The sequence below is a fragment of the Streptomyces sp. NPDC001544 genome, from assembly GCF_042894285.1.
Lineage (GTDB): Bacteria > Actinomycetota > Actinomycetes > Streptomycetales > Streptomycetaceae > Streptomyces.
Window position 1 is genome coordinate 92,592 of sequence record NZ_JBIAVN010000018.1, and the last position, 20,285, is coordinate 112,876.

At 67.6% G+C, this 20,285-nt stretch carries 18 protein-coding genes and 1 tRNA gene; 10 read left to right on the top strand and 9 right to left on the bottom strand.

Going from position 1 to position 20,285, the window contains the following annotated elements:
• The first annotated feature begins 23 nt into the window (after positions 1-23).
• Positions 24-989, top strand: coding sequence for a helix-turn-helix transcriptional regulator (locus ACFY0F_RS32685; protein WP_388802471.1), 966 nt, complete (start codon positions 24-26; stop codon positions 987-989).
• A 513-nt stretch (positions 990-1,502) separates the two neighbouring features.
• Here ACFY0F_RS32685 and ACFY0F_RS32690 read toward each other — a convergent pair.
• Positions 1,503-2,501 carry an RNA polymerase sigma factor RpoD/SigA gene (locus ACFY0F_RS32690; RefSeq protein ID WP_388802474.1) on the bottom strand — a complete coding sequence of 333 codons (999 nt, stop codon included), beginning with the start codon at positions 2,499-2,501 and terminating at the stop codon, positions 1,503-1,505.
• Between the two features lie 195 nt (positions 2,502-2,696).
• Between ACFY0F_RS32690 and ACFY0F_RS32695 the strand changes: the two genes are divergently transcribed.
• Positions 2,697-3,215, top strand: a complete 519-nt coding sequence (locus ACFY0F_RS32695; protein WP_388802477.1) for a GNAT family N-acetyltransferase — start codon at positions 2,697-2,699, stop codon at positions 3,213-3,215.
• A 91-nt stretch (positions 3,216-3,306) separates the two neighbouring features.
• Here the strand turns inward: ACFY0F_RS32695 and ACFY0F_RS32700 are convergent, their stop codons facing one another.
• A complete protein-coding gene (locus tag ACFY0F_RS32700) occupies positions 3,307-4,098 on the bottom strand; it encodes a dioxygenase (protein ID WP_388802480.1) in 792 nt (263 codons plus the stop codon).
• A gap of 106 nt (positions 4,099-4,204) precedes the next feature.
• On the opposite strand from ACFY0F_RS32700, the gene ACFY0F_RS32705 reads away from it, so the two are divergent.
• Positions 4,205-4,714, top strand: coding sequence for a MarR family winged helix-turn-helix transcriptional regulator (locus ACFY0F_RS32705; RefSeq protein WP_388802483.1), 510 nt, complete (start codon positions 4,205-4,207; stop codon positions 4,712-4,714).
• 19 nt (positions 4,715-4,733) lie between these two features.
• Here the strand turns inward: ACFY0F_RS32705 and ACFY0F_RS32710 are convergent, their stop codons facing one another.
• Both ACFY0F_RS32710 and ACFY0F_RS32715 read right to left on the bottom strand, forming a co-directional pair.
• On the bottom strand, positions 4,734-6,260 hold the full coding sequence (locus ACFY0F_RS32710) for an MFS transporter (protein ID WP_388802486.1): 1,527 nt from the start codon (positions 6,258-6,260) through the stop codon (positions 4,734-4,736).
• A gap of 184 nt (positions 6,261-6,444) precedes the next feature.
• A complete protein-coding gene (locus tag ACFY0F_RS32715; RefSeq protein ID WP_388802489.1) occupies positions 6,445-7,089 on the bottom strand; it encodes a TetR/AcrR family transcriptional regulator in 645 nt (214 codons plus the stop codon).
• Positions 7,090-7,422: 333 nt separating this feature from the next.
• On the opposite strand from ACFY0F_RS32715, the gene ACFY0F_RS32720 reads away from it, so the two are divergent.
• The 3 genes from ACFY0F_RS32720 (at position 7,423) to ACFY0F_RS32730 (ending at position 10,680) form a co-directional block, all read left to right on the top strand.
• Positions 7,423-8,730 carry a M6 family metalloprotease domain-containing protein gene (locus ACFY0F_RS32720; protein WP_388802491.1) on the top strand — a complete coding sequence of 436 codons (1,308 nt, stop codon included), beginning with the start codon at positions 7,423-7,425 and terminating at the stop codon, positions 8,728-8,730.
• A 132-nt stretch (positions 8,731-8,862) separates the two neighbouring features.
• Positions 8,863-10,545 (top strand): IclR family transcriptional regulator C-terminal domain-containing protein, encoded by a 1,683-nt coding sequence (locus ACFY0F_RS32725; protein WP_388802494.1) that lies wholly within the window; start codon positions 8,863-8,865, stop codon positions 10,543-10,545.
• A gap of 62 nt (positions 10,546-10,607) precedes the next feature.
• Positions 10,608-10,680 (top strand) — tRNA-Arg (locus ACFY0F_RS32730).
• Between the two features lie 329 nt (positions 10,681-11,009).
• On the opposite strand, the gene ACFY0F_RS32735 is transcribed toward ACFY0F_RS32730, so the two are convergent.
• The 3 genes from ACFY0F_RS32735 to ACFY0F_RS32745 all read right to left on the bottom strand — a co-directional run bounded on the left by ACFY0F_RS32735 (position 11,010) and on the right by ACFY0F_RS32745 (position 13,472).
• Positions 11,010-11,369, bottom strand: a complete 360-nt coding sequence (locus ACFY0F_RS32735) for an ASCH domain-containing protein (RefSeq protein ID WP_388802497.1) — start codon at positions 11,367-11,369, stop codon at positions 11,010-11,012.
• Complete coding sequence (locus ACFY0F_RS32740) at positions 11,366-12,481, bottom strand: hypothetical protein (protein WP_388802500.1); 1,116 nt, start codon at positions 12,479-12,481, stop codon at positions 11,366-11,368. Before ACFY0F_RS32740 ends, ACFY0F_RS32735 begins: the two co-directional genes overlap by 4 nt.
• A gap of 352 nt (positions 12,482-12,833) precedes the next feature.
• Positions 12,834-13,472: a hypothetical protein gene (locus tag ACFY0F_RS32745; RefSeq protein WP_388802503.1), complete on the bottom strand. Its 639-nt coding sequence runs from the start codon at positions 13,470-13,472 to the stop codon at positions 12,834-12,836.
• A 124-nt stretch (positions 13,473-13,596) separates the two neighbouring features.
• Between ACFY0F_RS32745 and ACFY0F_RS32750 the strand changes: the two genes are divergently transcribed.
• The 3 genes from ACFY0F_RS32750 (at position 13,597) to ACFY0F_RS32760 (ending at position 17,038) form a co-directional block, all read left to right on the top strand.
• Positions 13,597-14,712 carry a helix-turn-helix domain-containing protein gene (locus tag ACFY0F_RS32750; RefSeq protein WP_388802506.1) on the top strand — a complete coding sequence of 372 codons (1,116 nt, stop codon included), beginning with the start codon at positions 13,597-13,599 and terminating at the stop codon, positions 14,710-14,712.
• A 13-nt stretch (positions 14,713-14,725) separates the two neighbouring features.
• Positions 14,726-15,310: an HD family hydrolase gene (locus ACFY0F_RS32755; protein ID WP_388802509.1), complete on the top strand. Its 585-nt coding sequence runs from the start codon at positions 14,726-14,728 to the stop codon at positions 15,308-15,310.
• Positions 15,311-15,940: 630 nt separating this feature from the next.
• A complete protein-coding gene (locus ACFY0F_RS32760) occupies positions 15,941-17,038 on the top strand; it encodes a three-Cys-motif partner protein TcmP (protein ID WP_388802511.1) in 1,098 nt (365 codons plus the stop codon).
• Between the two features lie 3 nt (positions 17,039-17,041).
• Here ACFY0F_RS32760 and ACFY0F_RS32765 read toward each other — a convergent pair whose 3' ends face one another.
• A complete protein-coding gene (locus ACFY0F_RS32765) occupies positions 17,042-17,797 on the bottom strand; it encodes a DUF5131 family protein (protein WP_388802514.1) in 756 nt (251 codons plus the stop codon).
• 204 nt (positions 17,798-18,001) lie between these two features.
• Here ACFY0F_RS32765 and ACFY0F_RS32770 point away from each other — a divergent pair, with 204 nt between their 5' ends.
• Positions 18,002-18,559, top strand: a complete 558-nt coding sequence (locus tag ACFY0F_RS32770) for a GIY-YIG nuclease family protein (RefSeq protein ID WP_388802517.1) — start codon at positions 18,002-18,004, stop codon at positions 18,557-18,559.
• Between the two features lie 771 nt (positions 18,560-19,330).
• Here the strand turns inward: ACFY0F_RS32770 and ACFY0F_RS32775 are convergent.
• Positions 19,331-19,849, bottom strand: coding sequence for a hypothetical protein (locus ACFY0F_RS32775; protein ID WP_388802519.1), 519 nt, complete (start codon positions 19,847-19,849; stop codon positions 19,331-19,333).
• Positions 19,850-20,285: the final 436 nt, after the last annotated feature.

Sequence of the window (20,285 nt, forward strand, 5' to 3'; positions counted from 1 at the left end):
ACTTCTGCGGCATCCTCTGACGTATGACGACGGACACCCCGGCCCGGCTCCTGCAGCTCCTCTCCCTCCTCCAGACGCCCCGCGAATGGCCGGGCGGCGAGCTCGCCGAGCGGCTCGGGGTGTCCCGCCGCACGGTCCGCCGGGACGTCGACCGGTTGCGCGAGCTCGGCTATCCCGTGCAGGCGACGATGGGCGCCGACGGCGGGTACCGGCTGGTCGCGGGCAAGGCGATGCCGCCGCTGGTGCTCGACGACGAGGAGGCGGTGGCCATCGCCGTGGGGCTGCGGGCGGGCGCCGGGCACGCGGTGGCGGGAGTCGACGAGGCGTCGGTGCGGGCCCTGGCGAAACTGGAGCAGGTGCTGCCGGCCCGGCTGCGCCACCGCGTCTCCACACTGCAGGCCGCTACCACCCTGCTGACCAGCGGGGACGGGGCGAGCATCGCGCCGGAGACGCTCACCGTGATGGCGTCGACGGTGGCCGGCCGGGAGCGGTTGCGGTTCGCGTACCGGGCCAAGGACGGCAGCGAGTCGCGGCGGCTGACCGAGCCCTACCGGCTGGTGTCGACCGGGCGGCGGTGGTACCTCGTGGCGTACGACCTGAACCGGGACGACTGGCGCACGTTCCGGGTGGACCGGGTGAGCGATCCGTTCGCGACCGGGGCGCGGTTCACCCCGCGCGAGCTGCCGACGGGGAGCGCGGCGGAGTATCTGCGCCGGTCCATTCATGGGCGGCAGGACGGGTACGAGTACGAGGTCGAGTTCGCGGAGTCGGTGGACTTCGTCGCGTCCCGGGTGCCGGCCTGGGTGGGCCGGCCGGAGCCGGTGGGCTCGGGGGGCTGCGTGGTGCGCGGGACGTCCGGGGGCCCCACCGAGTGGCTGGCGGCGCGGCTGGCGATGGTGGGCTGCGACTTCGTCGTCCGGCGGCCCGAGGAACTCCGTATCTGCGTGCGGGAGTTGGGCGGTCGTCTGAGCAGGGCGGCAGGCCGGTGAGGAGGCCGTGCCACCGGCGGTGCGCCGGCCCCGTGTGGCAAAATCTACGGTCCGACGGTTCACCCCGGGGTTCAGGTACGGGGTGGACCGCCGCCCCGTACGACCGCCGCCCCGTACGACCGCCGCCCCGTACGACCGCCGCCCCGTACGACCGCCGCCTCGGCGTGCCCGCAGGACGCCGAGGAGCCGGGCTCCGGCGCCCGGGGGGACAGGCACCGAAGCCCGGCTCTGGGAAGGTCCCGGCGCCGGGGGGGATGTGCGTCGGGACATGGCATCAGGGTGAGAGAACGTTTCCGCTCACGTCTCTCTTCACGGCGGCGGGGGGCACCCCTCCACGGGAGTGCGGGCCAGGACTGCGGACTGCTGGGCCCCGAGGGGTTTTTCCCGGGGCCCCACGAGTTGAAGCGGCGCTCCAGAGCCATGTTTGCGCGGTCTTCCGCCACCCGGCGTACGCGGTCGCCGGGGCGATCGGCACTCCGGGCAGGCCCTGCGCCGCCGACCTGCGCCGCCGCCTTACGCGGCCGCGTCGAAGCCGGTGCTCCGGGCCAGCTTCTTCAGCTCCAGCAGTGCGTGCTTCTCGATCTGGCGGATGCGTTCGCGGGTCAGACCGTGCTCCTTGCCGACCTCCGTCAGCGTGCGCTCGCGGCCGTCCTCGATGCCGTAGCGCATCTTGATGATGGAGGCGGTGCGCTGGTCGAGGCGGCCGATCAGATCGTCCAGCTCCTCGCTGCGCAGCAGCGTCAGCACCGACTGCTCGGGCGACACCGCGGAGGTGTCCTCGAGCAGGTCGCCGAACTGGGTCTCGCCCTCGTCGTCCACCGACATGTTCAGCGAGACCGGGTCACGGGCCCAGTCGAGCACGTCGGTCACGCGCTCCGGCGTCGAGCCGAGCTCGGCGGCGATCTCCGCGGGCTCCGGCTCACGGCCGTTCTCCCGGTTGAAGTCGCGCTGCACACGCCGGATGCGGCCCAGCTCCTCCACGAGGTGGACGGGCAGCCGGATGGTGCGGGACTGGTCCGCGATCGAGCGGGTGATCGCCTGCCGGATCCACCAGGTCGCGTAGGTCGAGAACTTGAAGCCCTTGCGGTAGTCGAACTTCTCGACGGCGCGCACCAGACCCGCGTTGCCCTCCTGGATCAGATCGAGCAGGGGCAGGCCGCTGCGGGGGTAGCGGCGTGCGACGGCGACGACCAGGCGCAGGTTGGAGCGGATGAACACGTCCTTGGCGCGCTCCCCCTCGGCGACCAGGGCCTCGAGCTCCTCACGGGTGGCGTCCGTCTTGGACTCCTCGTACCCGTCGAGGATCTGCCGTGCGAACACGCCCGCTTCTATGGTCTGGGACAGGTCGACTTCCTTGGCGGCGTCGAGCAGCGGTGTCCGTGCGATCTCGTCGAGGTACATGCCGACCAGGTCGCGGTCGGCGATCTCGCCGCCATGGGCGCGAACACTGCTTGCCGCGTCGGCCGTCTCGCCGGTGGCGGACTGACGACGGGCGACGGCACGGGTTGCCATGCGTGCTCCCTTGCGATGGTGGGTCAGCGGGTGGTCCAGGCGGACACTCGGCACTCCGCGGGTTGAACGGTTGGGACTCTCCTCGGGTGCCCGGCATCCGAAGGAAACAACGACTGGAATCCGGACAGAATTCCCAACCCACCCCTCGTTTTTTCTGATCATGCAGTACCCTGTCCGGCCACACAGGGAGGTGCGATGCTCTCAGAGCGTGCAGAGGTGCAGGTCAGGCCGGGTGCCGAGGGTGACCTCGAAGCCCTCACGGACATCTACAACCACTACGTACGTGAGACGCCCATCACATTCGACATCGAGCCGTTCACACCCGAGGAACGTCGTCCCTGGCTGCTCTCCCACCCGGAAGACGGCCCGTACCGCCTGATGGTTGCCGTGGCCGCGGAGTCACAGGAGATCCTGGGCTACGCCACATCCAGCCCCCACCGGCCGAAGCCCGCGTACAGCACGTCCGTCGAGACGACCGTCTACCTCGCGCCGCACGCCGCCCGCCGCGGCGTCGGCACACTGCTGTACAAGGCCCTCTTCGAGGCCCTGTCCGGCCAGGACCTGCATCGCGCCTACGCCGGCATCGCACAGCCGAACGAGGCGTCCACGCGGCTGCACGAGCGCTTCGGCTTCCGTCACATCGGCACCTACCGGGAGATCGGCCGCAAGTTCGGCCGGTACTGGGACGTCGCCTGGTACGAGAAGGAGCTCTGACTCCGCGGCCCGCCCAGCCGGCCAACCGGCGGCCGACAAACCCGGCCCGTGGCCGGCATGCCCAACCGCCCGGCCGACCCCGGTCCGCCGCTCAGCCGAACTGCACCGACCGCTTCGCCATGCCCATCCAGAAGCCGTCGATCACGGACTTCTGCGCGTCGAGTTCGTCGCCGGCCTCCGCCGCGCCCATGGTGACGAAGAGCGGGGCGAAGTGCTCGGTGCGCGGGTGGGCGTAGCGGCCCGCGGGGGCCTTGTCGAGGAAGTCCAGCAGGGCGTCCCAGTCGCGGGTCTCCAGCGCGCGCCGCCCCCAGTCGTCGAACTCGGAGGACCAGCTGGGCACCCCGTTGCCGGCGTGCCGCAGCGCGGCCAGGTTGTGGGTGAAGAAGCCGGAGCCGACGATCAGCACGCCCTCGTCGCGCAGCGGGGCGAGCCTGCGGCCGATCTCCATCAGGCGGACCGGGTCGAGGGTCGGCATGGAGATCTGCAGGACCGGGATGTCGGCGGCGGGGAACATCTCCACCAGGGGGACGTAGGCACCGTGGTCGAGGCCGCGGTCCGGGATGTCCTGCACGGGCATACCGGGGGCGCGCAGCAGCTTGCGGACGGACTCGGCGAGCTCCGGTGCGCCGGGGGCCTCGTACTTCACCCGGTAGTAGTGCTCGGGGAACCCCCAGAAGTCGTAGACGAGCGGGACGGTCGTCGTCGCGCCGAGGGCGAGGGGGGCCTCCTCCCAGTGGGCGGAGACCATGAGGATCGCCTTGGGGCGGGGCAGGTCGGCGGACCATGCGGCGAGCTGCCCCGGCCAGACGGGGTCGTCGGCGAGCGGCGGGGCACCGTGGCTGAGGTAGAGGGCGGGCATGCGCTCCTGCGCGGTGACGGACATGAGGCGGCTCCCTCTCGTCGACGGTTGTTTTAACTCTCAAGCTCTACCGAACAGTGTAGGCTGCACTTGTTTAAACTTCAAGAAGGCACCCCGTACAGTGGGACGCATGAACACGGCATCCGAATCCGCCGACGAGCACCGCTGGCTCACCGACGAGGAGCAGCGCGTCTGGCGCTCGTACCTGCACGCCACCACGCTGCTGGAGGACTTCCTCGACCGTCAGCTGCAGCGCGACGCCGGAATGCCGCACGTCTACTACGGCCTGCTCGTCGGACTCGCCGAAGCCCCGCGCCGTCGGCTGCGGATGACCGAGCTGGCCATGAAGGCCAAGATCACCCGCTCCCGTCTCTCGCACGCCATCGCACGCCTGGAGAAGAACGGCTGGGTCCGCCGCGAGGACTGCCCCTCCGACAAGCGCGGCCAGTTCGCGGTGCTGACCGAGGAGGGGTACGAGGTGCTGCGGCGCACCGCGCCGGGCCATGTCACCGCCGTACGCCAGGCCCTCTTCGAACGCCTGACCCCGGAACAGCAGAAGACCCTCGGCGAGATCATGGAGATCGTCGCCGAGGGTCTTCAACCGGACGAAGCGGGTGCCGACCTGCCGTGGCTCCGCTGAGGGAGCCCCCGCACCCGTCCTAGTGGGCGATCACCGGCACCGCGGCCTCGTCCTCGACCCCGTCACCGGAGACGACCGCGCCGGAGCCCGGGCTGCCGGCGTTGACGAAGGTCACCACGATCACGGCGGAGAGCACCAGGATGCCGACCGCGAACCAGATGGCGTTGGTGTAACCGTGCACCATGCCCTGGAGCTGGACCAGCTGCTGCTGCGGCTTGGTGGCCGCGGTCGCCATGTGGTCCTTGATGTACGAGGTGGTCGCGGAGGACGCGATCGTGTTAAGCAGGGCCGTACCGATCGCACCGCCCACCTGCTGCGAGGTGTTGACCATCGCCGAGGCCACACCGGCGTCCCGCGGCTCGACGCCCGTGGTCGCCAGGGACATGGCCGGCATGAACGCCGTACCCATGCCGAGGCCGAGCAGCAGCATCGCGGGCAGCAGCAGGGTCGCGTACGACGAGCCGATCTCCAGCCGGGTCAGCAGCAGCATGCCGAGCGAGGCGATCAGGAAGCCGGGACCCATCAGCAGCCGGGCCGGGACCCGGGTCATCAGACGGGCGCCGATCTGGGTGGAACCGGTGATCATGCCCGCGATCATCGGCAGGAACGCGAAGCCGGTCTTCACCGGGGAGTAGCCCTTGACGACCTGCAGGTAGTAGGTCAGGAAGAGGAACAGGCCGAACATCGCGATGATCGCGAGACCCAGCGAGAGGTAGATGCCACCGCGGTTGCGGTCGGTGACCACGCGCAGCGGCAGCAGCGGGGCCGCGACCCTGGACTCGACGACCACGAAGGCGAGCAGCAGCACGGCGGACGCGACGAACATGCCGACCGTCAGGGAGTCGCCCCAGCCGTCGGACTCGGCGCGGGTGAAGCCGTACACCAGGGACACCAGACCCAGCGTGGACAGGACCACACCCGGGATGTCGAGCGCGGAGCGGTTGCGGCCGCCCTCCGGCTCACGGATGACGAAGTAGGCACCGGCCGCGGCGACCACCGCGAAGGGGACGTTCACGAAGAAGGTCCAGCGCCAGTCCAGGTACTCGGTGAGGAAGCCGCCGAGGATCAGGCCGACGGCGCCGCCGCCACCGGCGATGGCACCGTAGATGCCGAACGCCTTGGCACGCTCCTTGGCGTCCGTGAACATCACGGCGAGCAGCGAGAGCGCGGCCGGGGCGAGCATGGCGCCGAAGACGCCCTGGAGGGCGCGGGCGCCGAACATCATCGCGCCGTTGGTCGCGGCACCGCCGAGCGAGGAGGCCGCGGCGAAGCCGGCCAGGCCTATGACGAAGGCCCGCTTGCGGCCCCACAGGTCGGCGATCCGGCCACCGAAGAGGAGCAGACCGCCGAAGGCCAGGGCGTACGCCGTCACGACCCACTGGCGGTTGCCGTCGGAGATGCCCAGGTCCTGCTGGGCGGAGGGCAGGGCGATGTTCACGATGGTCGCGTCGAGGACGACCATGAGCTGGGCGAGCGCGATGAAGACGAGCGCTTTCCAGCGATTGGGGTCGGCGGTGCCGACGGTGGCCGGGGCTGTTTCTGACATGGGGATACTCACTTCAAGACGTCGTGAAGCACGTCGTGGACGTCGTAAGGAACGTCCTGGACGCCGTAACGGAAAAGGCATGAGGGCATCAGCGGCTCGCCGTGCGCGCAGGGCGGCCGGAGGTCGGCTGCTATGAGGTCGGCTGTTACGGGGTTCGACCGGTGTACGGCCCGGAACTCATCGGTCAGGTCTGCCGGAAGTCCTCCATGGTCGCGGCCGTGCCCGGGAGCACGGAGCGGGCCGGGGCCCGCAGCCCGTCCAGGAACAGCTGCAGGAGTCGGTGGGCGAAGCGGTCCATGCTGATGCAGCCCGCACCGGCCGGGGGCCGGCTGAGCTGGTTCACGGCGAGCATCAGGTCGCCGACACAGACGTCGGGGCGGAGCCGGCCGGCCGCCTTGGCGCGGTCCATGACCTCCTCGACGGTCTGCTCGGCCCTCTTGCGGGCCGCTTCGAGGTCGGGATGGTTCTGGTCGAACGTGGTGGAGACCATCGGGCACAGCGCGCTGATCCGCTCGTCGGCGGCGGTGTGCACGAAGCGCTCCAGAGCCGCGAAGGCGTCCCCCGTCTCCGCGAGAGCCTCCTCCGCCGCCCGCGCCGTACGGTCGATGACGAAGCAGACGACCTCCCGGACCAGGGCGTCGCGGTCCGGGAAGTTGCGGTACACCGTGGCGTTGCCGACACCGGCCCGGCGGGCGATCTCGTCGAGCGGCACACCGGGGCCGTACTCGACGAACATCTCCCGGGCGGCGGTGACGATCCGCTCCCGGTTGCGCAGGGCGTCGGCGCGCGGCCGGGTCACCTTGCGCTGCGCGGGGGTCGCGGTGGGCACGGCGTACTCCTGACTCGTTTGGTGAACTCGTCGAGTGGACTCGAACGCGTGCACTCGTCGGGTGGTTTTGTCGGGCGGGGCGATCCGGGGAACGAGTCCCCGTTTCGCTCGGACACAGGTCTAAACGGGGAAACGGTCCCCGGTTATTTCAGGCTCGGCAGGAATATTCCTGTGACCTGGATCACTCCCCCTCCGCCTACCCTCCCCCGTCCGCGTACCGGCCGGAAACCCACGATCGGTCTCCTCCAACGCGCGCCCCGCACCCCTCTGACACAGGGTGATCGAAAGGGTGCAGTCGGCGACCGGCGGCTGCCTGGAGCGGAAGGTCCCTGCATGCAGCCGCAGTCGTCCAGCGGCCGGCGTGCGCCGGGCGCACACCGGATACGCCCGCGCCGTGTGGCCGCCCTCGCGTCCGTGACCACGCTGACCCTCGCGGTCAGCACCTCGGCCGGCCCGGGACACCTCACGGATGCGTCCACCGCCGCCGGAGCCGGACCGGTCGCCCTGGCCCGCTCCCCCGCCCTGGCTCGCTGCATGATCAGCGGCGGGCCGGACATCCAGATGACCGAGGGCATACCGACGCCCGGCGGCTACGCCCGCTCCACCGGCACCGTCCGCGCCCTGACCCTCATGGTCGACTTCTCCGACGCACCCGGTCAGGGCAGCGCCCTCGACCGCTTCCGCGAGTTCTTCCCGCAGACCCAGGAGTGGTTCCGCACCGCCTCCTACGGCCGTCTCGACTACCGCCCCGAGACACCGGTCACCGACTGGCTGCGCATGCCGAAACCGTTCAAGGCCTACGGCATAGAGCGCGGCGCCCCCTTCGACCCCGGCTACCGCCGGCTGGTCCAGGACATCGTGGCCGCCGCCGACCCCGCAGTGGACTTCCACTCGTACGACCTGCTGAACGTACTGATCACCCCCAACGCGGGCCCGCCCGCCCTGGACACGGTGCTGTCGGTGACGTTCGCCGGCAACGCCGAGGCGCCGGTCGCCGACGGAACACCGGTCGCCAACGCCTCCTTCGTCTACTCCCGCCAGGACGACGGATCCGGCTCCTACGCCCTCACCGGCTACCGCGTGCTCCCGCACGAGAACGGCCACGTCTTCGGTCTGCCCGACCTCTACACCCAGGAGGGCGGCGGCGCGGTCGGCCACTGGGACATCATGAGCGAGGACTGGGGCGCCGGGAACGACCTGCTCGCCTGGCACAAGTGGAAGCTGGGCTGGCTGGACCCCGCCCAGGTGAGCTGCGCGGCGGCCCGCGGCACCACCGAGTACGAACTGACCCCGCTGTACCGCGCCGGCGGACGGAAGCTCGTCTTCATACCGGTCAGCGGCCACAGCGGCTACGCCCTGGAGCTACGCGCCCAGGGCGGCAACGACGAGACCGTGTGCAGCCCCGGCATCCTCGTCTACAAGGTGGACGCGAACGTCGACACCGGCAGCGGCCCCATCAAGGTCTACGACGCCCACCGCCACTCCGGCGGCTGCACCAGCAGCCCCAACGTCCACGCCGAACTCTCCGACGCCCCCTTCGGTCCCGGGGAGACCTTCAAGGACCCGCTGCGGGGGATCACCGTGAAGGTGACCGAGGGGAACTCGGCCGGGGACTACCGGGTGCGGGTGACACGGAGCTAGCCACGCCACGTGGTCGCCGGACTGCTGGGGATTACGGTAGGCGTGCCGAGACCGCCGTACCGCGACGGTCGCAACGTGGCCGCCGTACCGCGACGGTCGCACGGAGACCGCCGTACCGGAGAGCCGGAGCCGATGCCCGCGAACACCGCACTGGACGCCGACGCCCCGCGGGGCACTGCGGAAGCCGCAGGGTCCGCAGGGTCCGCAGGAGCCGTGGGCGCCGCGGGCACCGGCGAGCCACCGGCCGAGGCGGTCACCCCGCTGATCCGCGGGATCGCCGTACTGCGCGAGCTCACCGAGGCCGGCGGCACCCTCAGCCCGAGCGCGCTGGAGAGGGCCACCGGCCTCGCCCGTTCCACGGTGGACCGGATCACGGCGACGCTCGAGCACATGGGGTACGTACGTCTCGACGGCCGGGAAGTCGTACTGGCGCCCCCCGTGATGGAACTCGGCAACGCCTATCTCGCCGCCCTCCGCCTGCCCGCGCTGCTGGACGCCCGCGCCGACGCCCTGGCCGACGAGCTCGACGAGTCGGTGTCCCTGGCGGTCGCCGACGGCGACGGCATCCGCTTCATCCACCAGGCCACCCGCCGCCGCGCGATGTCCCTCAGCTTCCGCATCGGCGACCTCCTCCCCGCCGAACGCACCGCGCCGGGCCCGCTGTTCGCGGCGGAATGGACGGAGGCGGACTGGACGCGGTGGCACGCGCGCAGGGCAGCGGACCCGGAGGACACCGGCTTCCCGGCGGTCCCCAGGACAAGGCACGCGTCAGGCGCCGCCCCCGTTGCCGACGGGGACTTCCCCCAGCGCTCCGCACAGGCGGCAACCGACGGCTACGCCCTGGACGACCAACTGATCGAACCGGGCCTGGTGGCCGTCTCCGTACCGGTACGGGACCCGGCGACGGGCCGAATTTCCTGCGCCGCGAACGTGGTCAGCCACACCAGCCGCCACACCGCGACCGGCCTGCGCGACACCCTGCTCCCCCGCCTGCGCGACGCGGTGACGGCGATGGAAGCGGACCTGCGCGACGCGCAGCCGGCGTCTCCCGGCCCACCCCCGTCCGGCCTGGCCACCTGGACGACGGCGTCCAAGACCGAACTCGGCCGCGGCTTCGTCGAATCGCTGGCCCGCGGCCTCACGGTCCTGACCGCCTTCGGCGAGGGCCGCGCCCACCTGACCCTGGCGGAAGTGGCGAAGGCGACGGGCCTGGCACGGGCAACGGCCCGGCGGGCCCTGATCACCTACGAACACCTCGGCCTGATGACCACGTCCCCCGACCACCGCACCTTCACCCTCACCCCCCGCGTCCTCTCCCTCGGCTTCCCGCCCCTCTCCCGCACGACCCTGCCCCAGCTGGCCACTTGGCACCTCAGAGCGCTGGCGAACCAGGTGGGCGAGTCGACGGCCATGGCGGTACTGGTGCCCCCGGAACCGTCAGCGGGCACGAGGGAACCCATGATCCAACTAACGGCCAGAGCCACCACGCCCCGAGTCCTCTCCCCCGACATCACGGTGGGCGCCCGCTTCCCGGCCCGGGCGACCTCCCTCGGCCGCGCACTCCTGGCCCCGGGCCCCTCCCGCCCCTACGCCCTGGCCGACGAGGAACTCGAATCGGGCCTGCGCTCCATCGCGGTCCCCATCCGAGACCGCACAGGCCAGGTCGTGGCCGCCATCAACATCTCCACCCACGCGGCCCGCCGCACGCTGGACGACTGCGTCACCCACCTCCTCCCCGCCCTGACCGCCACAGCCACCCACATCCAGACCGACCTCCACACCGCCTCCCGCTTCACCCACGTCCCCCCGACCTGACTCCCCACCCCCACCGACGAGATCCGGTACGCTGACGCCAGTGGCCAACACGACCACGCCCCGCCTTCGTAGCTCAGGGGATAGAGCACCGCTCTCCTAAAGCGGGTGTCGCAGGTTCGAATCCTGCCGGGGGCACAGACAGAAGGGCCAGCTCAGGAGGGGTTTCCTCCCAGGCTGGCCCTTGGCCGTTTCAGGGGTCGTGCCACACGCGTCCCACTACGGATCCGTCGGGTTCTTCTCAGAGTGCTCGGAGACCACTCCCAGCGCCCCCGGCACTATCGGCCCTGGGGCCCTGAGCAGGGATCCCCCGACCGGATCACCCACGATCGCTGTTCAGGCTGAGAGGTGCTCCGGTCTCTTTGTTGTGGCGCTCGTCGATCACGGCATGGGCGGCGGGCGGCGGGCGGCGGGCGGCGGGGAAGCCGTACGCCCTCTCGGGGGGAGCGAGGGCGGCGGGGCAGGGCTTACTGCCGCAGGAGCTCGATTTCGATGGCGAGCACGCCGAGCGCTTCCTTCTCCGCCGGGTAGATTTCACGGATATTGGCGAGTTGCTGCTCGCGGGAGGAGGCCGGGTTGACGTTCACCTGCCCCTCCTGGTCGAGCAGTTCCTCGAACGTCTTGTATTCCGTGACCCGCTTCACCAGGACGTCACAGGTCTCGTCCGTGCCCTTGATGCGGAAGCGGATGACGTCTCCGGCGGCAAGGTCTTCGAGGTGGGGGTACTTCACCCGTACCTCGATCGTCTTCTGACCAGCGGCGACGAGGTCGAAGTACCGGCGGTAGAGGTTCAGTTCGTGGATGCGTGCGGCGGCAGTTTCCGTCATCGGGCGGGAATGCTCCTAGCAGTTGCAGTGGACATGAGCCGACCGAGTTCACCGGCCGAGTACGAGCGGAAGAAGTGGCGGGGGTCGGCGAGTAACACGTCCGTCAGACCGAGCAAGCGGTCAACGTACTCATCCAACGAGCCGGGCCACTCTCGGGTGTCGAGCATCCACGGGGCCGCACCCTCGGGCAAGGGTGCGTGGCCCTCGCGGATGAGGGACTTGGACAGCTTCGCGCCCGTGTCCGTGACCACCTGGGGACAGAACAGGCGGGCGGGCAACTGCCCGCGGGTGAGGCCGACCGCCTGTAGGGCCCCGTCGACGAGGATGCAGCCCGGCATCCAGTCGCTGCCCTTCACCATGACATGCAGCGTGCCGATTGCCCCGCTGGTCATGAGTTCCTTGACCAGGTTCCGGTACAGCGTGGCCAGGTCCAGGTATCCGCCATCGGCGGGTTCGATGACGACCTGGTACTCGCCATGGTGCAGACACACAGCCGAAACCGTCGCCCGCTCGAAGCCGTCGTCACGCACGCGGGTGCGCTCGGCGTGTTTCTCCGCCCACCCGCAGCCGGGACGCGGACAGGGGAGTCGGACATGCGGCACGCCTGACGACGGGGACAGGTGCCAGCGGGCAGCGTCCATGCGGGGCAGCACGCGCAGCCAGGTGCGCCGGAAATGCTGGGACGCTTGCTGCTGGGTGTACGTCTCGACCGAGAACGGCACCTTCAGCCGCTCGGAGAGCGCAGTGAACAGCGGTCGGTAGAGCTTGTCGATCTGCTCGGCGATGCCGGCCGCGCCGAGGGCGTGAGCGTAGGCCCGTTGGTAGCGGTGACCGCTCTCCTTGTCGGTGACGATGGCGTACGGAGCGTTGTCGAGAGCGCCGAACTGCACGACGGCCGGGAGGCCGAACCGGTCCCGGATGCGGGCCGCCGTGGCGAAGGTGAGCGACTGGACCAGGGACGTTCCGATGTGCGGGGCTCCGTTGATCTGCGTTCCCACCACGAACACGATCCGCTCGGGTTCCGCGTTGACGATGTGCGGCCTGAGCACGTCTTCCGCACCGGTGAGCGCGTTGGCGAGCACGGTGTTCGGCGATACGGGGTAGGTGGTCACCGCGTCTTCTCCTCGATAGGTGGGCAGGACTGCGCCGCAGAGCGGCGGGTGTGCTTCAGCGGTCATATGTGGACCCGCCCCGCGCTGGAGGAACCAGGGAACGCGCGGGGGCGGGAGTCATCGGAACGTGCGCCGCTCTGAGGGAGCTTGCGGGGGCACTCCCGTCCTCAAGTACCTGCGCGGCGACGTGTCTCGATCCACATTTGCCGCCAAACCGCGTACAGCTGCCAGGCCGTCGGGCAGTCGGGGCGGTCATCCTGCGGGTGATCAGGGTCGGGGCGGCAGCTCGGGCATCGCATGCAGTGCTCGGCGAGGTCGTTGAACGCCTGGCTTGAGGGCGCCACTGTGGCGGTCAACGGTCGTCCTCCGCCTCAGCGTCGGTCCTCTTGTTGAGCTCGTGCCATCCGGCGGCGATCAGCCGCGCAACGGTGAGCGGGGCACACAGCTTGGCTGCCGGGGCCATGGGAACCGACCAGTACGAGACCGCGGTTACCGCGGGCTGTTCGACGTCCACTCTCGGCACACCTAGGTATGCGCAACGCCCCAGGCAGTCGACTTCCTGCGTCCGCCACTCCTCAGCTGCCTGGTGCCAGGTCCGGGGCATGCCGGCGGGTACGAGCGCGTAGTAGCGGTGACCTCGCGGGTCGCAGATGACGGGACCACCGCCGAGTGCCTCGCTGAGGAACTGGTCGGCCTCTCCCGAGAGCATCGTTCCGCCGGACAAGGCGAGCACGAGGCGCCCAGGAAGCCGTACGGCCGAGAACAGCGTCCCCAAGGGCAGCACGGCGAGCTTGTCCCGCTCCCAGTCCTCGATGGCCCGACGCCGGGAACTCTCCGGGAGAGCCGACAACAACCAGTGCTCAACGGTCAAGCGGTGGTCGGCCCGGGAGTGGACGAGCACTCCTGGACCTCCGTCCACAGGGCGGAGCTCGCCGGTCGTGAACAGTGTTCCGTCGGCCGCGCGGGCACTGGTCTGCATCTCGGCGTCCACTACAACACCTTCCCTATACGCTATGTATCCAAGTGACTACAAGAACGGTAGATAGCCGCGTTCACCGGCTGAAGTGACTGTCAGTACAGGTAGTCGCCACGTACTGAGCGGGAAGTGGGGTTGCATGCCGTCAGATCCAGGACCAACCCTGACCAGTCGTCAGGGACGGCCTCCGAGGCCGCGGGGCGGGATCATCTCGGGCTACGTCTTCCGGGTCCTCCGCGAACAACTGGGGCACACACAGGAGACCTTCGCCGAGCGGCTACAGGTGTCGCCGGACACGATCGCAGGGTGGGAGTCCGGACGCCGTCCGCTCACAGCGGTACCCGTCGGGCAGATGCTCGCGCAGCGGCACCGCCTGATGCAGATCGGCACCCCACCCGCCCTTCTCCAAGTACTCCATCGGGCGTTGGAGGCGGACGTCCTGCTCGCGAGCGCCCTCGATGCGGAGACCACGATCGAGGGCAGCCCGCTCGGCGCCATGGTGATGCAGCGAGAGTTCGCGGAGGTCCTGGCGTGGCCGCTCAACAGCGTCCCGCCTGGGCCGGTCCGGCACCTACCGGCACCGCCTCGGCCACGTCGTGGACCCGCCCCTGCCGGACCCGAGCTGTCCGCCACCGAACGGCGCTCGTTCTTCGGGAAGATGCGCCGCACCGCTGAGCAGGCGCGAGGCCGAGGACAGTTCCTCCTCCGCCGCCAGGCCCTCTACCTGTGCGGGTACGACCGCCAGGCCGATACAGCGGACTGGCTGGCCCACCAGCAGCGCACCGAACGGCCTGACGACTGGCTTGCCGGCTGGCTCAACAACCGCTCCGTGGCCGCCGTCGCCGCCCGACAGTGGGACCGGGACCGCATGTCCCACTTCATCGAGTCCGAGCTCCTGGACCAGGATGCAGGCGAGGCGGCCAACCTCGCGTACTGGGCCTACTGGATCGGTGAGACACCCGTCCCCCAGCTCTCGGACGACTTCATCGCCGACGGCTCCCTCGGTCCATGGCCCGGCCACAAGCTCCTCAACCACCTTGTCGACGGACTCGCACCCCACCACGGCTATGCGGAACTCAACATCCACAGCGTGTGGTCACTGCTCCAGGTACGCCCCGGCCTACTGCGATCGCACACGGCCGCACACGCCCTGCGAGAGCAGCTCCCGATCATGTTGGATAGCGGTGAACTCTCGTCGCGCGCGCGGCGGGAACTGGAGAGCATCCGGTACGCGATCCGCCTCGCCGAGGCGTGAGAGGAGCCCGACGGTGTCCGACGACCTGACCCCCGTAGCGAACTTCCTGTACGAGGCGGGCACGCTGAAGCACACCGCGCGCACCGGATGGTGGATGGCAGGCGTACGCACCCCCGAGACGGTCGCCGAACACTCCTGGCGCACCGCGCTCATCGCATCGATCATCGCCAAGCTCGAAGGCGCCGACCCGGCCCAGGCCGCCTACCTCGCGGTCTGGCACGACTCGCAGGAATCCCGCACCGGCGACGTCAACCACCTCGGCAAGAAGTACGTCACCGGCGAGACCGACCCCCGCGACGTCACGGCCGACCAGATCGCGAACTTCCCCGAAGGGCTCGCCCAGGCCGTACGGGAGCTGGTGGCGGAGTACGAGGCAAAAGAGACCCCAGAAGCCCTCTGCGCCCGAGACGCCGACAAACTGGAATGCATGATCCAGGGCATCGAATACAAGGCACAGGGCCATGAGAACGCCCAGCGGTGGATCGACAACAGCCGCGGCCGGATCGTCACCAAGAGCGGCCAAGCACTCGCCGACGCAGTCCTGGCGACAGGCTCTCTGGACTGGCTGCGCACCGCCCTGGGCGAGAAGCCGAGCTAGGCCGAGCACGACGAAAGACCTCCCCCTTCCACCGCAAGCTGCCTTCCTGCGCTGGCGCCGATCTGACGGACAGCAGAGCCGAGGAGAAGCGGTGTCAAGCATCAGGTGAGGCCACAACGTCAAGCATCTACCGAGACAAGACACAGCCTGGCCCGGCAGAGTGAGTTACAACTTTCTCTACTGATTCAAGGCGGCTCGCTCCGCTCACCGCACGCGGCCCGGCCCCCGGCCGGGCCTGCGCTCCTGTCTCCGCCCCGCTCCAGCCCGGCCGGCGCCCGCGCCGCGCGCACAGCAATCAGCCACCTGACGCCAGAGAAGAGGTACGTCGTGGCTGGGGCGGTCGGCTCCCCGGCTTTAGCCACCTTCCCGGGTCGAGCAAGACCAGGGGACCACTCGTACACATTGCGGTCAGGCCCAAAGCCTGCCCGAGTTGCCAACCAGCGTACGGCCCCTTGGTCATGCTCGACCCCGGACCGGGCAGGCCACCGGCCAAAGCCACTCCGCCGACCTCGACTCGAACACTCGGCCGGTTTTGCAACCGATCACTCTTTTTTTGGCACGAGGCGTGCAATTGAACACGACTGGGAACCATAATGCTGCCGAGCTGACGCCTGTACCGAGGGGGGATACGTGGCAGCGCCAAGGACTACTGTATGGAAGCTTGACCCGCACACTAAGGCGAAGCACGACCTGCTGAAGCACTACTTGGGTGGATGGTTCCCCGTCCTGTCCTCTTACAACGGCAGGATCGTATTCCTGGACGGCTTCGCCGGGCCGGGACGCTATCAATCGGGAGAGCCGGGTTCCCCTTTGATCGCCCTGGAAACCCTTTTGAGTCACAGCTATTTCAGCAAGATGAAGTGCGAATTCCTCTTCTTTTTCTGTGAGGCAAAGAAGGATCGCTTCGAAAGCCTTACCGAACAGATTGCCGGATTTAAAGAAGCCCATCAGCCTTGGCCGGAGAACGTAAAGATACAGCTAGTTCACTCGGAGTTTTCAGATACGGCTACGAGCCTCATTGAGCACTTGCGTGGACAAAAGAAGCGACTGGCCCCCACTTTCGCCTTCGTGGACCCATTCGGCTTTTCGGGTCTACCCATGCGACTACTGGCAGACCTACTGTCGTTCGCGAGCTGTGAACTGTTCGTGAACTACATGGTTGACCACGTGAACCGATTCGCTACCGCCGGAAACGTGGACCATCACTTGGATGACCTTTTCGGCACCTCCGAGTACAAGAACGTCAGAGCGGCAGCCGGACAGAGTCGGCAGCAGTTCTTGCACGACCTGTACGAGCGGCAGCTTTCCGAGGTTTGCAAGTTCCGCTTCGTCCAGCCATTCGCAATGATCAACAAAACAGGCCATATTGCGTACTACTTGTTTCACGGCACGCGGGACGTCAAGGGCGTCGAGCTGATGAAAGACGCCATGTGGAAGGTAGATCCTGGCGGCGGGTTCCAATTCTCGGACAGGCTGGCTGGTCAGGACGTGCTTTTCACCGAGGAAGCCATCGACACTGAGCCACTGCGTCAAGCTTTGCTGGAACGCTACAAAGGCAGGCGCGTATCTATAGCGGCGCTTGAGCAATTCACACTGATCAACACACCATACAGGAAAACGCATCTTCGTAAACCTGTGCTAACTCCCCTAGAGAGGGAGGGGATCATCCAGGTCGAACGTCCAGGCCGGAGTGGCTTCCCCGCCGGCACCTGGGTGACGTTCCCCTGACCCTCACACAGTGACGCGAGGCTTAACGTCCGGGTACTCGTCCCAGGTTCGTCCTTGCAGGACTCGACCCCCAGACTTGGGCGTTACCCCGCCCCACTGCTTGAAGAAGAATGGAACGTGGGCATCAATACATTGATCACGTAGATCCGTGACCCAACGCTCATCGATTGGCCGATGCCCCTTTCCAGACTCCCCCCCGGCGATGACCCATCCAATCCCCTCCAGATCTATAACGCCAAGAGGGCCCAGCAAGGGCTCGCAGGATAGAAATCGGAGGTGCGCGGGGGTGTCACGAAGATCTTTGACACGCGATTTGAAGTCGACACTCTCAACTGTCACGCCCATCCAAACGTTCTGAGGCCAGTCAAGTTGTTCCCCCAAATTGCGCATTCGCCGAGAGCGCTTGGTCAGGATTTGGTAGGTGTGCTGCGGAGTCTCCCGCATCACATCGAATATATCCTTGACATAGGAAATAGGGACCCTGGCATGGAATAGATCAGACATCGAGTTAACGAAAACAGTCCTCGGCGCTTTCCATGCGTATGGAAGCCCCAGTGCCTGGCGGTGAATCGTAAGGTCGAACCCAGGTCCAGATGTGCGTGGATCTCCGTCATTTTGGTACTTCGGCGAGCCCATTGCCTTCAGGCGCTTCGCCAGCACAAGGGCGTAACAATTGTCACACCCCTTGGAGATTCGATCGCAACCCGTAGTGGGGTTCCAGGTGGCTTCTGTCCACTCGATGGTGCTTCGATCTGCCATTGGCTCCACTCCCCTAGTGCCTGGGCTTGCTCCTTATTGTCTCTCATCTTCAACGTTTGAGAGGCATCCAGGAAACGACTACTGGGCGAGGAGTAACAAAGTGCCTGTACACGGCGTCAGTCATGGACCTGTGCTTGGCAGCTCTGGCATAGCTCCTGTCAGTGGAGCCAAGTAGCCTGCCCCTCCCCCGCTCGCTTGCCAGCTATGGAGGTACTCGTGGACGCTAGCACCCTTACCCGTCCTGAGCGGTTGTGGACGGCCCGAGAAGTCTTGGTCCGGTACGGCCCAGTGCCCTCGGCAGCGGGGGTCTACGGTTGGCACTTCAAGGAAGCACCCCACCCTGACCTCCCTTCCAACCGACTTCTCTATGTGGGCATAGCCCCGCGGTACATGGCGAACCGGACCAGCACCCAGAACCTCCGTAAGCGGGTCCGCTATCACTATCGAGGCAACGCTGCCGGCTCGACGCTGCGGTTCACCCTCGGTTGCTTGCTCAGGCTTGAGCTGCGCCGCGTGGGCAGCGGCAAGCGGATGACCTTCGGCAAGGCCGGCGAAGCCACACTGAGCCAGTGGATGGCGGACAACGCGCGAGTCTGCTGGATCGAGCATGACGAACCGTGGACCTTGGAGTCACAGCTCATCTCCCAACTCGACCTCCCACTGAACCTCGATCAGAACCGTCACAACGCGTTCCACGGCCGTCTGAAGGAGTTGCGGGCCCAAGCCCGCCAGCGAGCACGGGAGTTGCCCATCGGCTCGTAGGTTAGCCCGCCGCTGTCTGGCTTGGTTGTCTCCAGACACACACGGTGGGCTGTAGCGCGGAAGCCACAGCCCACCGTACTGTTGCCAGGTCCTCCGGTCGCTGTTACTTGACGGAGAGGATGTGGTAGCACCCGGTCACGACGATTGCCGTCGTCACGACCAGGGACTTAAGGCGGGTGGTTCGGCGCTCATCGGCAATGGCAAACCGAACCGTCTGCCCCATCTCCTTGAACATGTCTCTCATATTTTTGATTGCCTCCAATCTGTAGAGACACCGGACGGAGCCTCTACCCTTCCTGGTAGCGGGAAATAAAAAAGCCCGACCTCAATTTGCGCGAAAAAATATTGCGCAAAAAGAAATCAGGCTGCGATTTCGAACTCAGATATTAGATTGACAATGTTCACGCCCTAGAGCCTCTGACATCACCAACGGAAGCGTTCTGCCACCATTGCGTGTCGGATACCCGGTCCCTGGACCAGGTTAGCATAGGTGATACGACGTCAGCAATGGTCTGTTGTGCGGAAGTTCAGCTTCCCGAGAGGAGAGCTCGGGCGCCAGCAGGACGTGCCGGCCATCGTGACTTGCTCTAGTTGACGGCGCTGGCAGGGTGGTGCGGGCGAGTGGGGGTGCAGCGAGACACACGCGCGCCTGGTCGGTCGGCGTACCCGCCATCGTGGCTGACTGTCGTCGGCTGAGGTTCGTGCCAAAACCGTGTCGAAGAGGCCGAGCAGGGCCGGGCCCCGCCATCAGGTGAGGGCGGGGCGTGCGAGTCAGTCCTGTAGGACGGTGACACACTCGCACGGCTTCCACTTGCTAGGCACGGCGTCGGGAGAAAACTTCCGGATCGGCGTGTTCTGGTAGCCGCGGCGGAACAGTGAGCAGCTAGTGCTGGTGTGGTAGGCGTCGCTGGTGTCCGTGGTCACGACCTCGGTCAGCGGGTCGAACTTCCATGTGCCGGGCCGCTGATACTGGCCGCGCCAGCTACGAAGACCCGCATCGATCATGCCGTTCTTGGCTCCGCGGCTGGTGAGGACGTTGATGCCGCATGCCTCAGCGAACTCGTAGACATCAAAGTTCGGGTCGTTGTAGCCGAGTACCTGAGCGGTGACCCACATGACGTTGATCTTGACCTTCTGTGCTTGTTCGGCACTCAGAACAGGGTCGTTGGGGTGGCTCTTGGTGTCACTCGCGCGGTCATGACCTGCACGATCGAGCCGAATGTGAGCATCGGACCAGTCTTGCAGACTGATCTCGTCAGCGAACTGTTGAGCAAGCTTGCTCAGGGCCATGTTGTCCTCCGATCGGACGGCCAGCCCACCCCCCGACGGGGTGAAGCACTCCAAAGTTACGCGTAAGTGGTGATCAGTACAACGGTCTCTCAACATGGTGACTTTCGGTCGATGCCGCCACAGGGTGCCGACGAAGGCCACATGCCATGAAGCAGCCGCGTTGAGTTCCAGTCGGTCACCGTGGTTACGGTGTTTGGCGGCAGGTGACGTAGTCGCCATGCCTTAACGGCCGCACCACAACCGCACCAGGTCGAGCGGAGAACAGCGGGGACTCACGGTGAATGCAGCCGAGCCCGACGGGGCCGAGCCCCTGCCGTTCGCCCAGGTCAGAGTGTGAACTGGCCGTAAATGCCCGCAGCTTCCCAAGCTGAGAGCGCGAGTTCGATTCACGTCACCCGCTCCACGAAGAAGGCCCGGGTCAGAGATTGAGTCTCCC

Bases quoted from the DNA above. Each gene is read 5' to 3' on its own strand.
- ACFY0F_RS32725 (WP_388802494.1), top strand. From the start codon at position 8,863: ATGCCCGCGAACACCGCACTGGACGCCGACGCCCCGCGGGGCACTGCG.
- ACFY0F_RS32705 (WP_388802483.1), top strand. From the start codon at position 4,205: ATGAACACGGCATCCGAATCCGCCGACGAGCACCGCTGGCTCACCGAC.
- ACFY0F_RS32775 (WP_388802519.1), bottom strand. From the start codon at position 19,849: ATGGCCCTGAGCAAGCTTGCTCAACAGTTCGCTGACGAGATCAGTCTG.
- ACFY0F_RS32710 (WP_388802486.1), bottom strand. From the start codon at position 6,260: ATGTCAGAAACAGCCCCGGCCACCGTCGGCACCGCCGACCCCAATCGC.
- ACFY0F_RS32690 (WP_388802474.1), bottom strand. From the start codon at position 2,501: ATGGCAACCCGTGCCGTCGCCCGTCGTCAGTCCGCCACCGGCGAGACG.
- ACFY0F_RS32720 (WP_388802491.1), top strand. From the start codon at position 7,423: ATGCAGCCGCAGTCGTCCAGCGGCCGGCGTGCGCCGGGCGCACACCGG.
- ACFY0F_RS32770 (WP_388802517.1), top strand. From the start codon at position 18,002: ATGGAGGTACTCGTGGACGCTAGCACCCTTACCCGTCCTGAGCGGTTG.
- ACFY0F_RS32695 (WP_388802477.1), top strand. From the start codon at position 2,697: ATGCTCTCAGAGCGTGCAGAGGTGCAGGTCAGGCCGGGTGCCGAGGGT.
- ACFY0F_RS32700 (WP_388802480.1), bottom strand. From the start codon at position 4,098: ATGTCCGTCACCGCGCAGGAGCGCATGCCCGCCCTCTACCTCAGCCAC.
- ACFY0F_RS32735 (WP_388802497.1), bottom strand. From the start codon at position 11,369: ATGACGGAAACTGCCGCCGCACGCATCCACGAACTGAACCTCTACCGC.
- ACFY0F_RS32685 (WP_388802471.1), top strand. From the start codon at position 24: ATGACGACGGACACCCCGGCCCGGCTCCTGCAGCTCCTCTCCCTCCTC.
- ACFY0F_RS32765 (WP_388802514.1), bottom strand. From the start codon at position 17,797: ATGGCAGATCGAAGCACCATCGAGTGGACAGAAGCCACCTGGAACCCC.
- ACFY0F_RS32750 (WP_388802506.1), top strand. From the start codon at position 13,597: ATGCCGTCAGATCCAGGACCAACCCTGACCAGTCGTCAGGGACGGCCT.